At 45.5% G+C, this 16,034-nt stretch carries 13 protein-coding genes; 8 read left to right on the forward strand and 5 right to left on the reverse strand.

Annotation, left to right across the window (positions count from 1 at the left end):
* Nucleotides 1-250 precede the first annotated feature (250 nt).
* The 4 genes from QUA25_RS25030 (at nt 251) to QUA25_RS25045 (ending at nt 2,759) form a co-directional block, all read left to right on the forward strand.
* Complete coding sequence (locus QUA25_RS25030) at nt 251-682, forward strand: hypothetical protein (RefSeq protein WP_333042014.1); 432 nt, start codon at nt 251-253, stop codon at nt 680-682.
* A gap of 39 nt (nt 683-721) precedes the next feature.
* Nucleotides 722-1,093 carry an alpha-amylase family glycosyl hydrolase gene (locus QUA25_RS25035; protein WP_445242252.1) on the forward strand — a complete coding sequence of 124 codons (372 nt, stop codon included), beginning with the start codon at nt 722-724 and terminating at the stop codon, nt 1,091-1,093.
* Between the two features lie 763 nt (nt 1,094-1,856).
* Nucleotides 1,857-2,234, forward strand: coding sequence for a BON domain-containing protein (locus QUA25_RS25040; RefSeq protein ID WP_333042016.1), 378 nt, complete (start codon nt 1,857-1,859; stop codon nt 2,232-2,234).
* A gap of 108 nt (nt 2,235-2,342) precedes the next feature.
* Entirely contained in the window at nt 2,343-2,759 is a 417-nt protein-coding gene (locus tag QUA25_RS25045; RefSeq protein ID WP_333042017.1) for a DUF2294 domain-containing protein, read from the forward strand.
* On the opposite strand, the gene QUA25_RS25050 is transcribed toward QUA25_RS25045, so the two are convergent.
* On the reverse strand, nt 2,728-3,186 hold the full coding sequence (locus QUA25_RS25050; RefSeq protein ID WP_333042019.1) for a response regulator: 459 nt from the start codon (nt 3,184-3,186) through the stop codon (nt 2,728-2,730). The two genes, QUA25_RS25045 and QUA25_RS25050, sit on opposite strands and share 32 nt — an antisense overlap.
* 546 nt (nt 3,187-3,732) lie before the next feature.
* On the opposite strand from QUA25_RS25050, the gene QUA25_RS25055 reads away from it, so the two are divergent.
* The gene (locus QUA25_RS25055) at nt 3,733-4,500 is read left to right on the forward strand and encodes a DUF2267 domain-containing protein (RefSeq protein WP_333042021.1); all 768 of its coding nucleotides are present in this window, start codon (nt 3,733-3,735) and stop codon (nt 4,498-4,500) included.
* Nucleotides 4,501-4,902: 402 nt separating this feature from the next.
* A complete protein-coding gene (locus QUA25_RS25060) occupies nt 4,903-7,536 on the forward strand; it encodes an EAL domain-containing protein (RefSeq protein ID WP_333042023.1) in 2,634 nt (877 codons plus the stop codon).
* A 388-nt stretch (nt 7,537-7,924) separates the two neighbouring features.
* Here the strand turns inward: QUA25_RS25060 and QUA25_RS25065 are convergent, their stop codons facing one another.
* Together QUA25_RS25065 and QUA25_RS25070 are read right to left on the reverse strand one after the other, a co-directional pair.
* Nucleotides 7,925-9,577, reverse strand: coding sequence for an alpha-amylase family glycosyl hydrolase (locus tag QUA25_RS25065; RefSeq protein ID WP_333042024.1), 1,653 nt, complete (start codon nt 9,575-9,577; stop codon nt 7,925-7,927).
* A 484-nt stretch (nt 9,578-10,061) separates the two neighbouring features.
* Nucleotides 10,062-10,781 carry a response regulator transcription factor gene (locus tag QUA25_RS25070; protein WP_333042026.1) on the reverse strand — a complete coding sequence of 240 codons (720 nt, stop codon included), beginning with the start codon at nt 10,779-10,781 and terminating at the stop codon, nt 10,062-10,064.
* A 398-nt stretch (nt 10,782-11,179) separates the two neighbouring features.
* On the opposite strand from QUA25_RS25070, the gene QUA25_RS25075 reads away from it, so the two are divergent.
* Nucleotides 11,180-13,048 (forward strand): PAS domain-containing sensor histidine kinase, encoded by a 1,869-nt coding sequence (locus QUA25_RS25075; protein ID WP_333042027.1) that lies wholly within the window; start codon nt 11,180-11,182, stop codon nt 13,046-13,048.
* Between the two features lie 249 nt (nt 13,049-13,297).
* On the opposite strand, the gene QUA25_RS25080 is transcribed toward QUA25_RS25075, so the two are convergent.
* The gene (locus tag QUA25_RS25080; protein ID WP_333042028.1) at nt 13,298-13,825 is read right to left on the reverse strand and encodes an orange carotenoid protein N-terminal domain-containing protein; all 528 of its coding nucleotides are present in this window, start codon (nt 13,823-13,825) and stop codon (nt 13,298-13,300) included.
* Nucleotides 13,826-14,153: 328 nt separating this feature from the next.
* Between QUA25_RS25080 and QUA25_RS25085 the strand changes: the two genes are divergently transcribed.
* Complete coding sequence (locus QUA25_RS25085) at nt 14,154-14,522, forward strand: hypothetical protein (protein WP_333042029.1); 369 nt, start codon at nt 14,154-14,156, stop codon at nt 14,520-14,522.
* Nucleotides 14,523-14,754: 232 nt separating this feature from the next.
* Here QUA25_RS25085 and QUA25_RS25090 read toward each other — a convergent pair whose 3' ends face one another.
* Entirely contained in the window at nt 14,755-15,915 is a 1,161-nt protein-coding gene (locus tag QUA25_RS25090; RefSeq protein ID WP_333042030.1) for a glycerate kinase, read from the reverse strand.
* Between the last annotated feature and the right edge of the window lie 119 nt (nt 15,916-16,034).

The raw sequence follows: 16,034 nt of genomic DNA on the forward strand, positions 1-16,034 counted from the left end.
AAAGGTTTCATCCTATTTTACCTTTTTTGGTCTACCCCCTTGACAATTTGCACTTTTTCTTAACTTGTCACAAATGGGGCGCACCTTACTCAATCGCTAGGGTTCGCACTACTAAATCCTCCGGCTGCGCCCCCAAGCACCTTACAACATAAAACTTACAGGTTTAAGTCTTAAGAACGATGGCGACAGATTTGCAAAATGGTAAAAATCAATACTAATCACAGTTATAAATTCTGCAAACAAACTATTCATGGCCGCTGCAATTGAATTCAAACTCTTCGCTGCGAACAACAAAGCAGCTACAATGCTCGGCTCTTTTTCCAAATGGACGGAAATTCCCTTAGAAAAAGATGACAAAGGTTATTTCCGCACTAACATTAAGTTAGAAGACGGTATTTATCAATACAAATTCCGAGTTCAGTCGCAAACTCCCTGTTTTGAATCGCACGAATGGGTAGAAGTCAATGACCTCTACGCCACTGAAATTGACCGCACTACTCCTACAAGTACAGTTCGCATCAAAGCAGGCGCGCGAATTATTGATACCTATTTTTGGCAGGACGACGACAAAGAACTCCCCAATAATCAAGAATTAGTCGTTTACGAAATGCACGTTGCTGATTTTTCCGGGCCGGATGGTTCCGACAGTGGGGGTAAATTCCAGCAGGTGAGGGAGAAATGAGATTATCTGTGTGATTTGGGCATAAATGCGATCGAACTAATGCCAGTTAATGAATATCCGGGCGATTATAGCTGGGGTTACAAAGTCCGCGATTTCTTTGCCGTAGAGTCCAGCTACGGTGCAACCGCAGATTTGAAGCAATTGATTGACGAGTGCCACGGACGGGGAATTCGGGTGATTCTGGACGGGATTTACAACCACTGCGATGAAGAATGTCCCTTATTGCTAATCGATCGCAATTATTGGTACTACCGCGACAAACACTATCCCGAAGATCCCGCTAACTACTGGGGCCCGGAGTTTAACTACGAAAACTTCGACCCAAAACTCGGCATTTGTCCCGCTTGGAAATTCATCGGCGATGTCGTTAATTTCTGGATTCAAGAATATCATATCGACGGGATTCGCTAGGATGCTGTGCGACAGTTGGACAATCGAGATTTCCTACACTGGATAACTCGTGAAGCGAAAAAAACGCCGGCGACAAGCCATTTTCTAACATAGCAGAACACATTGCCGAACTTCCCGAACTCATCGCTTCGGTAAACTCCCAACCAGCCGAATAAACTGCCATTGTCTTTGTTGAAAAATTAGCCAAATCATGAGTTATTGGAATACTACAAACACGTGATTTGGCGGCAATATTTGCCGACACTTTATACCGAAAATATTGAATTTATCCACTAAAATCCAGAAGCCAAAGTGCTGGCTTAATACCGCTGGAGCGATGAGGTAACGCGAGCAGTAGTTGTCGCTACTTTTTCGGCTACTTATTTATCTGGTAACAGTATTCCTAAGTTTCCGGCTGGGGGAAGTTGGCACGAGTGGATGTATAACAAAATAGTAGAAGTAGGGGAAGAAGGGTTTAAGTTTGATTTGCCGGAATGGTCAGCGCAAGTATTTGTTTGAGAGCCGGAGAATTATGTCTCCAGGCAGATGATCGGCGTAGTTGTACAACAGTAAATTGTATTTAGGATGGACGCACCAAACTCAACAAACTGGGTTTTTCTACCTAGGTGGATGGCTGTAACGATACTTTTTTGTAAAAAAACTCTGTTTCTGCATCCAAGAGTGCGATCGTAATTCCTGGTATTGAGAATAACAATTACAGGGCGACTTGCCAACCGTGAATTAACACGTCAATTAACACAAACTTTGTCGGAGGACAAACTCTATGGGCTGGCTAAAAAGATTGTTTGGTTTAGAAAAACTTGAAAATCAAGAAACAGTTGACGCTCCTGCTTACCAAGCACCTGTAGCTCAATCTCAAGCTCAAGCTCAACCTGCTGCGAGCGCTCAGACAATCCCGCCGGAACGCATGGGCTTGAACGGAGAATACGATCAAAGCGGTTTAGCTAAACGGGTTGCTCAGGCTTTCGATGCAAATCCTGATGTGGCGGATATTGAGACTGTTTATGTGGCTCAACTTGGCACTACGGTGGTTCTCAAAGGTACAGTTCCCAGTCAGGAAATTGTCAACAAGTTGGTGACAATTGCTAAAGGCGTTAAGGGTGCAACTGGGGTGGAAACTAATGAAGTTACTGTCGGATAACGCGACGGTTATTTCTAACAGTTAGCAGTTAGCAGTTAACTGTTAACTTAACTGCTAACTGTTAACTGCTAACTGTATTTTTTATCTATCATGGTTTAAATAAAAAATATGACAGGGGAAACCTTAGAACCTACTCGGGGGAAATTAGAACGGACTCTTTCGCAGGGAATTCAAGCTTTGTACCGCTCTCAACTCGGACACCCAACGAGTCAGGCGCTCTGCAATCTTTTGGATAACAAATTGATAATTGTTGTCGAAAATGGGCTTACTCAACCCGAAAAACTGCTGGCTCAGAACGGTCAGGAAGATTTGGCTTTGCAGGTGCGAACACAATTAGAATCAGTTCTGGAATTGCCACTAAAAGAATTAATCCAAAAGGTGTTGGGCGTGGGAGTCACTGATTTGCTCCGCGATGCGACCTTGGAGACAGGCCGCACTGGAACGATCGCAATTTTGGACTCTGCGCCTCAAGTTCGTGATTCTAATTATAAATCTAAAACTCAACCAAAACCAGTGGAGAGTTGAGGTGCTGGCGGATAACTCTTTCTAAATCTTTGATGTTAAAAGGTTTGGAAAGGTATTCCACGCAGCCTGCTTGGAGAATTCGAGCGCGGTCTTCTGGTTTTGCTAGTGCTGTGACAGCAACAATCGGAATATGTCTGATAGCGGGGTTTTGTTGGACGCGCTTTACTACTTCCATACCGTCTATATCCGGCAGGCAAATGTCGAGTACGATTAAGTCTGGAGATCGATCGACTGCGGCAGAAAGAGCTGCGTACCCGTCAACTGCTCCCACGCACTCGCAGCCGAATAAATCGAGTATTTGTGTCAGCAGTTCTAAGTTGTCCGGATTGTCGTCTACCGCCAATACTAAAGGACGCTTCTCAACCGGGGGTTGACTGCTAATGAAAGACGAGGATTCCACTTTATTGTCCCACTGAAGGTAGTTCATAAATGCCGATCGAAACGATCAAAAAAGTTGTCCCCGAGGCATTCTTCAAGTGGCGCTGCGGCACTTGAAACAGATTGGCTCGTATTTGTAGCTCTCCCATGACCAGTTTTTGGTCTAAGCCGATACAATCTCGCTACGAGCTGCGGGCAAAACGACCGCAGTTTTAATTAACCCCATAGCCTCTGCTTAATTCTACCTCTGTCAGCGCAAACTTCCAAATGAGGCTCTCTTGGTGCGTCAGCCTTGGTAAAAATACGCAATAAATACGAAAAATCTTACCAATAAAGCATCCTCGATTAATAGCATTGAATAGTGGCGACAGCTTTTTAGGATATTAACCACAGTAAACATGGGTTCCCATACAAGGATCTACCTAAAGGAAGATTCTAACCGCTACTTAATTTTAATAACTTCCACCTGCTGAGAGATACTTGATTACTCTACTTTATACTTCAATGTTTTTAAGTAGTAATCATCACAATTTAAGCCAGTAAAAAAATTCAGTTTTTACATGAGCTTTACCGGATATTAACCTAGGAGGTTTTAATGACAATTCCAATCAGAGACGACCTGACTTACATTTTGCTCAAAAAGATTGGCAGCGGCAACGGCAGGGGAGAGTCGGAAATTAGGAATGCAGCGGAAGAATATGTCGGTCACCAGGTGGCGGAAGCGGAATTGCGCGGTCATTTCGACTACCTCAACCAAAGGGAATTTATCAAAGCTCAGGTTAGTGACGAGCCTTATGGAGGAGCTGAGTTAACAGAAAAAGGCCGCAAACTGTTACACAAAATGGAGACGAATCCTCCGAGCTCGCTCCACCAGGAAGGATCGGCAGTTCCTATCGCTTCAAAGGATATGCCGTTTTTGGAAAAAGTGATGGTAAACGGTCACTTGGAGGATATTTTTGATGCCCGCGACATTACCGAAGTAGTGTACCGGGTCATGCGCGACGTGATGACAAAAGACGCTATCGAGCACGTGGAATCTGAATTGCACAAAGAAGTTTTGCCTACGGATGACAAAACCCTGCAACAAGAAATAGCAGACCTCTGGAAAGATACCAATCCGCTGGTGGGATTGCTCAGCCGGATACGTCAGCCTTTGACCGGCCCGCCTGCACCTGCGGGCATCGATGGCAATTTGTTTGCACGGAGGGTGGAACTAGAAGGCTCACTTCCTTCAGGAGTAAAACCGGAAACTGCGATCGCGGCTGTATTTTCGGCAACGAAGGATGAGCTGTCCGAGGAGCGAATTCAGGAAATAGCTGGCTTTTTGCCGGACAGAATTCGGGGAATTTGGGAGTCAGCTTAACGATACCTTTTAAGGTATAAATACTTACCAGCCGGGTTGACCAACCAGTATTCTCCCTCCAGAGGACACAATACTGGTTGGTCAACCCGGTTTCTCTATACCTTTTGTCTTGTAGCTCTGGAATTGCTTTGTAGTGAGGACGAAAGTCCCAATCAAACTCGATCGGACTTTCGTCCTCACTAATTTTCTGATGGCTCTTTTCTTGCTTTGTAAGTGCTGTGAAAAACCCGGTCGAGCGCCGAAATTTGTCGAAAAAGCCGAAATATTCCCATAAACCGAGTTTCTCGCTCTGGGGTTAGGTCAACCCCCTAGACGCCGCGAAAGTGTTGTAATGTATAATACAAGGCAAGTTAAGACTGTGGATCGCAACAATGCTGTCAACAGCCCGGGAGATCAAAAGGCATGGCCCGCACCAAAGTTAGACAAATGTCACGATCGACTTTACAACAAGAGATTTTACTCAATCGAATTACCAATCGCATCCGCAACTCTTTAGAACTGCAGGAGATTTTGACGACAACTGCCCGAGAAATCCGCAGTTTTTTAGAGAGCGATCGAGTAAAAGTTTATCGCTTTGAGGCCGACGGTAGCGGTGAGGTCATTGCTGAGTCGATCGACGGCAACAATTTGTCCTCTATGCTGGGTTTGCGCTTTCCCTCAGGCGACATTCCCAATAGCGCTCGGGAAATGTTTCTCAAAGCCCGCCAGCGAGTGATTGTAGATGTGGAATTGAAGCATCAAACAATTAATCGGTTAGATTGTCCCGAAACAGGCAAAACTTTAGCAGTTGAAGATATTAGCTACAGTCCTGTAGACCCCTGTCACGCTGAATATCTGAAGGCTATGGGGGCACGTTCTTCTCTGACGGTGCCGATTGTGCATCAAAATCACCTTTGGGGGCTGTTAGTGTCTCACCACAGCCAACCGAAACGGTTTAGCGATCGAGAATTGAAAATGGTGCAGTTGCTTGTGGATCAACTTTCAATTGCGATCGCCCAATCTTTTCTGCTGAGTCAAGCTAGACAGCAAGCGCGTGACGAAGCCGTTATCAACCAAATTACCAGTTTGCTGCATTCTCCTCTGGAACTCAACGAAATTCGGAAAGCAGTTCTCGAACAAACTGTCAAGCATTTGCACGGTTCGGGAGGGCGACTCTACCTTGCAGCCGAGTTTGGCGATCGACCGGCTTTGCTTTATACCTGTGGCCAGCAGCCCGCGGACATCGACCTTGAACTCAGCCCGTTTTGGCAGCAGATCATGGGGTTTGACAACCAAGGCGATCGAACACAGACTGCTAATCATACCAGCCAATTAGGTATGTTTGAAAATCTCTATTCCCAGCATTACAGTTCAATTGACACTAATATTTCCAGTTTTCTCGTACCGCACTTGTACGCGATTTCCGATATTTCTAAAGAACCTCAACTCAAATCTGTATCTGCAAATTTATTCGCAGCTTCCATTCGATCATTTTTGGCAGTACCGCTGCAATACCGCCAACAGTGCATCGGCTGTCTCACCGTTTTTCGCAGCCCCATAAAAACCGAAATTTTGTGGGCGGGCCGTTGCAGTTCGGACGCCCGGAACGATCGTCCCCGACAGTCCTTTGCAGCTTGGAAAGAAATCAAAACAGGCGAAGCTCAAAAGTGGACTAGCGAGGAACAGAAGCTAGCACAATCTTTAGGAACTCACCTGTACATGGCTGCAATGCAGAGGCGCGTCGAGGCGATGATCCGACACCAAGCTTCTCACGACCCATTAACCGGTTTACCTAATAGATTACTGTTTAATGAAAGGCTGTCTTTAGCTTTAGCTAGCGCTCACCAAAATGGAGAAATGCTGGCGGTAATCTTTCTAGATTTAGATAGATTTAAAAATGTTAACGATACTCTCGGTCATCCCGTGGGTGATTTGTTGCTGCAAAGTGTATCTCGGCGTTTGACTAACTGTTTGCGCGTGGGCGATTCGATGGCTCGTTGGGGCGGAGATGAATTTACTGTGCTGCTGTACAATATCAACAGCCCTGACGAAGCAACTAAGATTTGCCAGCTAATTATCCAGAGTTTAAGCGGCCCTTTTGATTTTGAGGGTCTGGAACTTTATATTAAGGCTAGCTTGGGAATTGCTTTGGCTCCTTATGACGGAGAAGATGCAGAAACTTTGCTGAAAAATGCTGATGCTGCGATGTACAAAGCTAAACAAAAAGGTCGCAATAATTATCAGTTTTACACGCAGGCGATCGGCAGTAAAGTCTCCGAGGATCTTAACTTAGAAAATCATCTTTACAAAGCTCTAAAAAAATCCGAGTTTGTGCTGCACTATCAACCGCAAATAAATTTAAAGACTGGTAAAATAGTCGGCATGGAAGCTTTGATTCGCTGGGAACATCCCGAACGCGGTTTGATTCCTCCCGATCGATTTATTCCCTTAGCTGAGGAAACCGGATTAATCTGCCAAATTGACGAATGGGTGATGCGGACTGCTTGCTTGCAAAATCGAGCGTGGCAGTTACTGGGATTGCCGCCGATGCGTATAGCCGTGAATTTATCAGCCCGGCAGTTTCTGCAACCTCACACGGTACAAACCATCGCTGAAATTTTATCAGAAACAAAGTTAAATCCCGAATATTTAGAAATAGAAATTACCGAAAGCATTGCCATGACAGATGTGAGCTTTACCGTGTCGGTATTGCAGCAGTTGCAGGACATGGGAATTCACATTTCTCTGGACGATTTTGGTACCGGTTATTCTTCGCTGTGGTCTCTGAAAAACTTTCCCCTCAATCATTTAAAAATAGACAAATCATTCGTTGCCGACTTGGTGACTGGCAGCAGCGGTGCTACTATTGTGAAACTGGCGATCGCCTTGGGACAGGGCCTGAATTTACAGGTGATTGCTGAGGGAGTGGAAACAGCAGAACAGTTGGCGTTTTTGCACTCGCATCACTGCGATATGGGTCAGGGTTACTTCTTTAGCAAACCCATACCGGCGGAGGCTATAACCCAATTGTGCTTAGAAAATCAATCTGGGACATAAAGAGTTTAAATTAACAATCGGGAACCGGAATACAAAAGAGTTTGTGTTTAGAGTTGTGAATGGGATCAGAGTCGGTAAAATAACGCTTATAAGTCAATACGGTTCAGTTAAGCTCGATCCCTCCTAGCCCCCCTTAAAAAGGGGGGGACAAGAACTTACTCAAAGTCCCCCTTTTTAAGGGGAATTTAGGGGGATCTCCGAAGAATAAATAGTTTTAACTTAACCGTATTGCCTGATAAGTTTGTAGTCAGGAAATTCGTTCTCGGAGTTTGGGGGAATTAAGAAAAAACTGAAGTCCCTACTACCAACATTTATTTTCGGGTTGGTAGTAAGAACTTCAGTCCTGATATTTTTGAATGGGGAATCAGTGCTTCAGAGGCCGGACAACTTACTGCCAAACAAACACTTTCGCTTCGTATTCCGGCAAGTCAATCATAATATTGTCATCGCCAGATTCAATATCATAATTACCTGTCCATTCGTGCCAAGTTCCGTTGGCCGGGAAGTGGGGAACGCTGTAACCTGCTAGATAATTTTCCGACATATTCGCCACTACTACCACTCTCGAACCTTCATCGTTCCAGCGAGTGTAAGCAAAAACTTTCGAGTCGGGGTCTTCGTGGAAAAAGTCGATGTTTTCTGTGTAAAGTGCCTGGTTATTTTTACGCAGGTGAATCAAGCCTTTGTAGTATTCCCACAAACCTTTATTCTGGTCATTTCCTAGCAGCGTCCAGTCAATTTTAGATTGCTCAATTGTTTTGGCTTTGTATTCGCCAAATTCTTCGCCCATCCAAATCAGTGGCACGCCAACTGCTGTCATTAACAGCACGGTTCCCAACTTCGCCCGTTTGAATGCTGCTTCATCCAAAATTCCGCGATCGCCCAATTCGGCAAAAACGCGATCGTGGTCGTGATTGCTCAAATAATTGACTACATTCGTAGCACCCAAGAAACCTTGCCGCTTGCAGTCGATTACCTCTTTGAGCCGTTCTAAATCAAAATTGTCCCCGCAGAGTTGTGGAATTAGGGAGTGATAGAAACTGTCGTGCCAGCAGCCGTCCATCGGCCCGTCTAAATTCGTGATGCTGGGATTTTCGGGAATGTATTCGGCAACGGTATAAAATGGTTTGGGGCCGGCGACACTTTTGGCTTCTTGAACGACCCAGTGCATGAAATCGTAGTTAGCAATTTGTCGCGCTGCGTCGAAACGAATGCCGTCGAGATGATATTCTTGAATCCAGAAGCGGACTGTATCGCCAGCAAATCTGCGGGCCGGGTAAGTGTCTAAGTTTTCGTCGTAGAATTCGTAGTTAAATTCCGGACCCCAATTGTTGTCTGGATCGCGGGGTTCGTGGTGGTACCAATAATCGTGATCGATTTGAGTCAGGGGACTCGATGCTTCCGAGTGGTTGTAAATCCCGTCGATGATGACGCGAATGCCGCGCCCGTGACACTCGTCTATCAGGTTTTTGAGTTCTTCAGTGGTTCCGTAGCTGGACTCGGCAGCGAAGAAGTAGCGGGGGTTGTAACCCCAACTGTAGTCGCCTGGGTATTCTTTGAGGGGCATGAGTTCGATCGCGTTGACGCCGAGTTCGACTAGGTAATCGAGTTTTTCGACAACGTGCTTGTACTTGCCGCGGGCGAAGGGATCGTCTTCGCCGCCGGAAAAGTCAGCAACGTGCATTTCGTAAATCACTAATTCCCGATCGGCCGGTAGCGGTTTATCGTCGTGTTTCCAGACGTAGGTATCGACAATGCGATCGCCATCTTTGATCCGAACAAGGCCGTTTTGACTTGGATCGTCGATGTCAGTCGCGTAGGGATCGACTATATCTACCCACTGATCTGCTTCCAGAAACCAGCTTTTCGACTGAACGCGAAATTTGTATTGATAAACGCCATCCTCCAACTCAACTCGCGTGCGGAAATAACCCTCTTCGTCCTTTTCCATCGGAATCTCTTCCCAATTAGAAAAAGAGCCAATCAAGGCAGCTCCTTTGTTATAGGGAGCAAATAACTTGAATTCAATTGGGGCGGCCATAATACCTCTTTCTAAAACATTTCAGTAGCAGTTGATACTTTTAATTTCGCTAACTTAAGCGAACTCAGCATCGCTCTGCGGATATAATTTCTTTAAGGCTTAACTATTCCTAAAAGTATCGTAATCTGGCTTCTGCCTGCGCCTTTTATGAAGTGAGATCGCGCAATATTGGCAGTGGGAGCGAAATTAATCTAACTGGGTATCGCTCAACAATAAGTATTAATAATATCATAGTTTTTTAGCATCTATCTTAAGGTATACTTACTTTTTTAACTTGAAAAAAAATATCTGTACTGGGATAGATGCGGATTTAAAATTTATTACTTTTTTAACAACAAACAATTGCTTGGCTGGTGCACACTGCCTGCCATAATTTTTTGGTAATAATTAGTCAGTCGGTGTGCACTGCACACCCTAAATCAGTGGCCGTAAGGTGCGCACAGCGCACCCTACTTTTAACTTGATTTTGCCTGATGATAAGGCTTCATCCAACCAAGCCAGAACGCAGGGCGAGAACGGCAGCCTGAGTGCGGTCATCAGCACACAACTTGTTCAAAATATTGCGGACGTGAGTCTTGACTGTACCGACAGTAATGTACAGCTTTTCGGCGATTGCAGCATTGCTGTAACCCTGCACGATCAGTTCCAAAACCTCTAATTCCCGTTCGGTTAAAGGGTAAGTCTCAATGATGTGACTAAACTCCGGTTCAGCAGCCTTAATTGTGACTCTTTTGCCCTCAGCCTTGGGTTCTTCCGGCGCGGGTTCCTGAGTGCGAGCTTGTTTCAGGACGATACGGGCGATCGCCGGATCGATCCAAGAATTACCTTCGTGAGTTACTTTTACTACATCTAATAACTGATCGAAGCTAATATCTTTCATGCAATAAGAGTCAGCTCCGGCGGCAAAAGCTGCCAGAACTTCTTCTTCATTGTCCTGAAAAGTCAGAATCAAAATTTTTGTATCTGGATCGGACTCCGCTACGGATTTTTTGAACTTTTGTGTAAGTTCAATGCCATCAAAATCCGGCAACCCAATATCTACAATAGCCACGTCAGGTTTTGAAGACTGAAGCAGTTTCAATCCATCTGTAGCGTTAGCTGCATCGCCGACAACTTCTATCGTGTCACGCTGTTGTAAAGCTGTGCGGATGCCGACTCTTGTCAGGTCATGGTCTTCTATCAAAGCAACGCGAATTTTACTCATCTTTCTTCCAATAGTCCGCTAAACTTTTAAAATATCGTCAACTGACTCAGCTAAACTGAGTAAATTTGAGAATGTGTCCTGATTTAGGGTTTTACAGGCTGCACATCATTTTTAAGCATACTCATGCAGCAGCCAAGAATGCAAGTTAATTTTTAAGTTATTTTGCGGCGATGCCTGCACGAGCCTTCCTCTGGACAGGTAAGCTCTCAATGTTTTAACAGTTTAACTGAATTATCTCATTGTCCGCCCGTTGATAGAGGTAAAGATATCACTACCGAGATAAGTTTAAAGTATAAAAAATTTTGATGCACTTGGCACGTCAAAATCAATAAAGCTAGCAGCACGAGTCTTTAGCCGGTGTTAGGGCTCAAGTCCAATGCTTATTTATATAACCTGTTATGACTCAGTATGACCGCAATAAGTCTTTTCCGTCGGAGTTTTCCGACTCTGAAATCTTACACAAAGTATCTGAAATAACACCGCCCCAACCGCAAGTTGGCGACTGCGAAACTCAGGACGATCGCCTGCAGTCGGCAATTCCTCACATAGTTTGGAAAACAAATGCCGACGGCTGGGCGACTTATTTCTGTCAGCGCTGGGAGGAGTACACCGGCGTACCAGCAGCAGCAGCTTTGGGTTTCGGCTATCTGGCGCAGGTCCACCCAGAAGACCGTCCTAGTCTTTTGGCGAGATCGCACACTTCTAAGTTCCCGCCGTCAAGTTACGAAATTATATTTCGTCTGCGGACGCGAGAGGGCATTTACCGCTGGAACCTGGCCACAGGAACGCCCGCTAATCTAGACAGTCAGGAAGTTTTGGAGTGGGCGGGAACCTACACCGAAATCGACGCCATCCAACAAACTCCAGCCGAACCCCAAGCAGAACCAGAATTTTGGCCCGCTCAAGTGCCCTCGGAAAACAATTTTACAGCAAAAAATTTGTGTGAAGGCCGGACGGTACGGGACGGGGAACACGAGTTGCACGCGATCGATCGATTTACAAATCTGTTGAGCCAGCGCGCGGGTAGCTTGTGCCAGTTGTTGCAAGGCATTGCGGATGCGACTGTAGAGGCGATCGCAGGAGCAGAATTTTGCCTAGTTGCTCTCCTGGAGTACGATTGCAGCGGCCTCAAAGTCAGCGCTGTCGGTGGCACGGAAAACTTTGGTGAGGGCACAACCCCGCACGTGCAAAACAAGCTGCTGTGGAAAGCATTTGCGACGGGAGAGTCTGTACTGTTGCGATCGGAGTCTGGCGACTGCGGGCTGCCGGCGGCGGCCTGTGCTGCGGCGATCGAGTCGGCGCCAAGCGGGCGTTTGGGTGTGTTGGCCATCGGCAACGGCAAAGACAGCAGGGCGATTAACGGGCATACTCAGCAACTGCTGGCGGTGATGGGAAAACAAGCTGCGATCGCGATTAACAACGCGCTGGCGATCGAAAAATTAAAAAAGCAGGAACAGCTTTTAGACTTGCAAAACGAGCTGCTAATTCGCCAGCAGGAAGAACTGGAAAATCAGGCGCGACGCATTCAACAGCAAAAATTGCAACTGCTAGAAGCAGCCAAGTTAAAATCGCAATTTTTGGGCATTATGTCCCACGAATTGCGAACTCCCATGAATTCGATTATCGGCTTTTCCCAATTGCTGCTGCGCCAGCACAAACAACTGCTGAGCGCCCAGCAAACAGAAATGGTGGGGCGCATTTTACATAACGGCAAAAACCTGCTACTGCTAATTAACGATATTCTCGACCTCTCCAAAATCGAGAGTGGCCGCACTGAATTAAAAATTGAAAAATTTAATTTAGCGCATTTAGTAATCGATGTCGCCCTGGAATTCGGAAATCAAGCCACCGATAAGAACGTGGCATTGTCCGTCAGCGTCTGCTTGCAGGATCAGTTGATAGTGAATGACAAGTTGCGCCTGCGGCAAATTTTGGTGAATCTCGTTTCCAACGCCGTTAAATTCACGCATGAGGGGAGCATTTACATTGAGGTGCGGGAATTAAATTGCGATCGGTTAATGATCACCGTTCGGGATACAGGAATCGGCATCTGTGAAAAAGATCTTCCCCACATTTTCGACAAGTTCCACCAAGGCGACCAAAGTACAACTCGCCAATATCCCGGCACTGGTTTAGGACTAGCTATTTGTGCTTCTTTAGTCAAGATGATCGACGGTACAATTACTGCCGAAAGTCAACCCAACAAAGGTTCGATATTTCGGATGGAATTCCCGCGAAAAGTTTACCCTAAAAAACTCACTTGCTGACTGAAGACCTTTTTATATTTCTCAGAAGAGCCGATTTTAACTGCTCATACAAAAACTTTCGTCCCTCTCTAAGACACGAAAGAATAAATATGAGTAAGAGCAAAAAAAGGTTTTACCTAGTAATTATAGGGGTAGGGTGCGCCTCGGCGCACCCTACATATAGAGGTTTTGGGTAATTCCTTTATTCTTGAGTCTCTCTCTGCTAGGAGGAGAGTTTGTGTAGGATAGGTTGCAACACCAGACTCTTATCTAAAGACTAGAAGTTTTCCCTACTTCCGCCTGAGTAGCAATTGGTTTAACATCGGTGTAGCCCATATTATTAGCTACGTCGCGCAGCACTGTAATTTGCTGTTCAAACTCAAGACCTTCAATTTGACCTAACACGCCATTGACAGCCTCAGTTGCCTCATATCCTTCGGGGATATCGACAATTGTTTCCCCCATACCAATAGCCCAAGCATACCAAACTACCAACTGATTGTTAGCAGTTAAAGCTCCGTAAGCGTGGGAATAGGGCGTGTCGTCGCGGTTAACAATACCGCGCATTATATTCAGTTGTTGGTCATGGGAAAGCTTGTAAAAATCATCCAGCAGCATGGGAGCTAATTCTGGCTCGGCGGCGGCGGGAGCGGCTGGTGTAATTGAATCTCCCATTTTTTCATAAACAAAGTAGAGCAGCGCCAGTTTTTCATCTGTACCCAACCCGTTGATTGTCTGAACGATGTTTTTAGTGTCGTTGGAGAGAGAGTGAGGATTGGTGGCGGCGGGTGAGTTCATAAACAAAATTCCTTAAAAATGCTTCCAGAATATACAAATATCAAGATTTGTAAGTACAAGTCACCATCCCCGAGAGGTAATACGATTTTAGATTTTAGATTTTAGATTTTAGATTAAACAATGGGGAATGGCTTAGTATGTATAGGTTGGGAGCTCATTTAAAGCTGCATTATTTTCAGAAAGTGGCGTAATGTTAATGCACCACCCTAGAATAAATCATCCTTAAGATAGAAGCCAACGATACATCTGCGGGTAGATGAAAAAGCCTGGGGATAGAAGTAATAATTGATACAGTGAATTGTTAAATAAAACTAGCAAGGAGTCGGCTATGTCTGAAATCAATACAGAACCAAATAACATTGAAAACTTTGACGCTCAGCAGATCACTGAAAGCGCGGAAGCTGGAGAACAAAAGTTGCCGACCGTTAATGTATCAGCAGACTACGAAGCTTCAAAAGAATTCAGCGTTAGTGACATCGATCGCACAGGTGCCGGCGCTCAAGCTGCAGCCGCTGCAACTGCACCTAAATTTCCTATTCCCGCTGCTCAAGATAATATCGCAAAGCCGGCAGATACAAGCGGTAATCCCGCTGATTTTCGTTCGATGGCTCAGGACATTACGCCTGCAGGTACACCGGGCGAAGTTACCGACGATTTGATGCAGAAAGCGATCGATCTTGGTACTCCTGGCAGTTAATTTAGAAATTCTCCATCCTCGATGCAAAAGCTCTGTATTGTAGGGTGCTTAAGGCGCGCCTTACCCCTATAATTCGCGCGTCAAACCACTTTTTACATCAGTCCTGAAATTTCAATAGAGTGTAGCATAAGCTGCTATAAAGTAGGGACACAACATTGTTGTGTCCTTAAAGGCTGAAATACAGTAGGGACACAACAAGGTTGTGTCCTTAAAGCGTTAATTTTAAGTCTCCCTAAGCGCTTAATTTTAAGTCGATCGCCCGACAAATTTTGCCGACAGTGCGATCGCCCAAAATTTCAATTACTAAATCAACGCGATCGCCCTCCAGCATCGACTTAATAAATAACTCTGGATGCAGCGCTTTCCAGAAATATTCAACAAACCGATTAATTTCAGCCTCTGACATTCCCGGCTTCCCCGCCGCCATCATTTCCCGTTCCGCCTGATTGCGCCACACTTGAGAAAGGCGATAATCTTGGGGATACAAAACCATCAACCGATCTAATCGCTTCCACAGCGGCAAATAGTCGTGCAGCTTCGCATTCATATCGCGCGCAAACTGACAGTCGCTTTCTGTGGAAATTGGAAACGGTGCACCCGCCAAAAACTCGTTTAATTTGGCATCAACCACCGGATTCACACCGACAAACCAACCTTCAAAAAGTACAATATCCGCACCGGAAATAATTTCGGGTTGACTTCTATCTCCTGCACCTCCATAGGCAGATTTGTCAAACCTGGGAATTTCTATATTTTTATTAATTAAATCCGGTTTGAGGGCATCAGATTTGGGATTGTCAACTGCTGCTAAATTGTGAGTTTGAGAACCGCGCAACTTGTCTAAAACTGCGATTCCCAAGTCAATATCATGAGTGCCGGGAGGGCCGCGCCAAATTAAACGCGGGTCTGCTTTTTGGAGTTGTTGGCGATTGGCATAAGTCTTGTAAAGATCGTCTAAAGAAAGGCTGACAGTAGAATATCCCAATTTTCCCAGAATCAGCCTCAAAACTTGGCATAAAGTAGTTTTTCCCGTTCCTTGCACTCCTAAAATTCCTTGAATTAAAGGACGGTTTAAACTTTGTTTTGCAGCCGATAATTGCATGGCCAGCGGCAGCCACAGATTCCACAAAATTTCGAGGAAAACAGTTGACTTTACGGGGAAAGTATGCAGTTCGTCAAGAAGAGAAAAGAATAAATCGGTTTTGCAGCGGACAACATCGGCTACATTGTCGGGAGTAATGCCAAAAGCGCGCGTTAGCGAAGCCCTCGAAGAGGAGCGCACATCATCCGCAAGTTCCCAAAAAGCCAGGAGCTCGAAGTCGGGCGCGATCGGGCGATCGCCGGCTTGCCACCGATGTAAAATTTCAACAGGGGTTACAGTCGATCGATCCATATCCTAAAAACTCTCTATGCGGGGGCGGGTTTTGTACAAATACTATCTGCAATTGACAAATATTTGACCCCACTCAAAACGGATAAAAACCCCAACTCCGGTCGTGGAGAGCTCCCAAA

The organism is Microcoleus sp. Pol17C6 (genome assembly GCF_036701145.1).
GTDB lineage: Bacteria > Cyanobacteriota > Cyanobacteriia > Cyanobacteriales > Microcoleaceae > Microcoleus.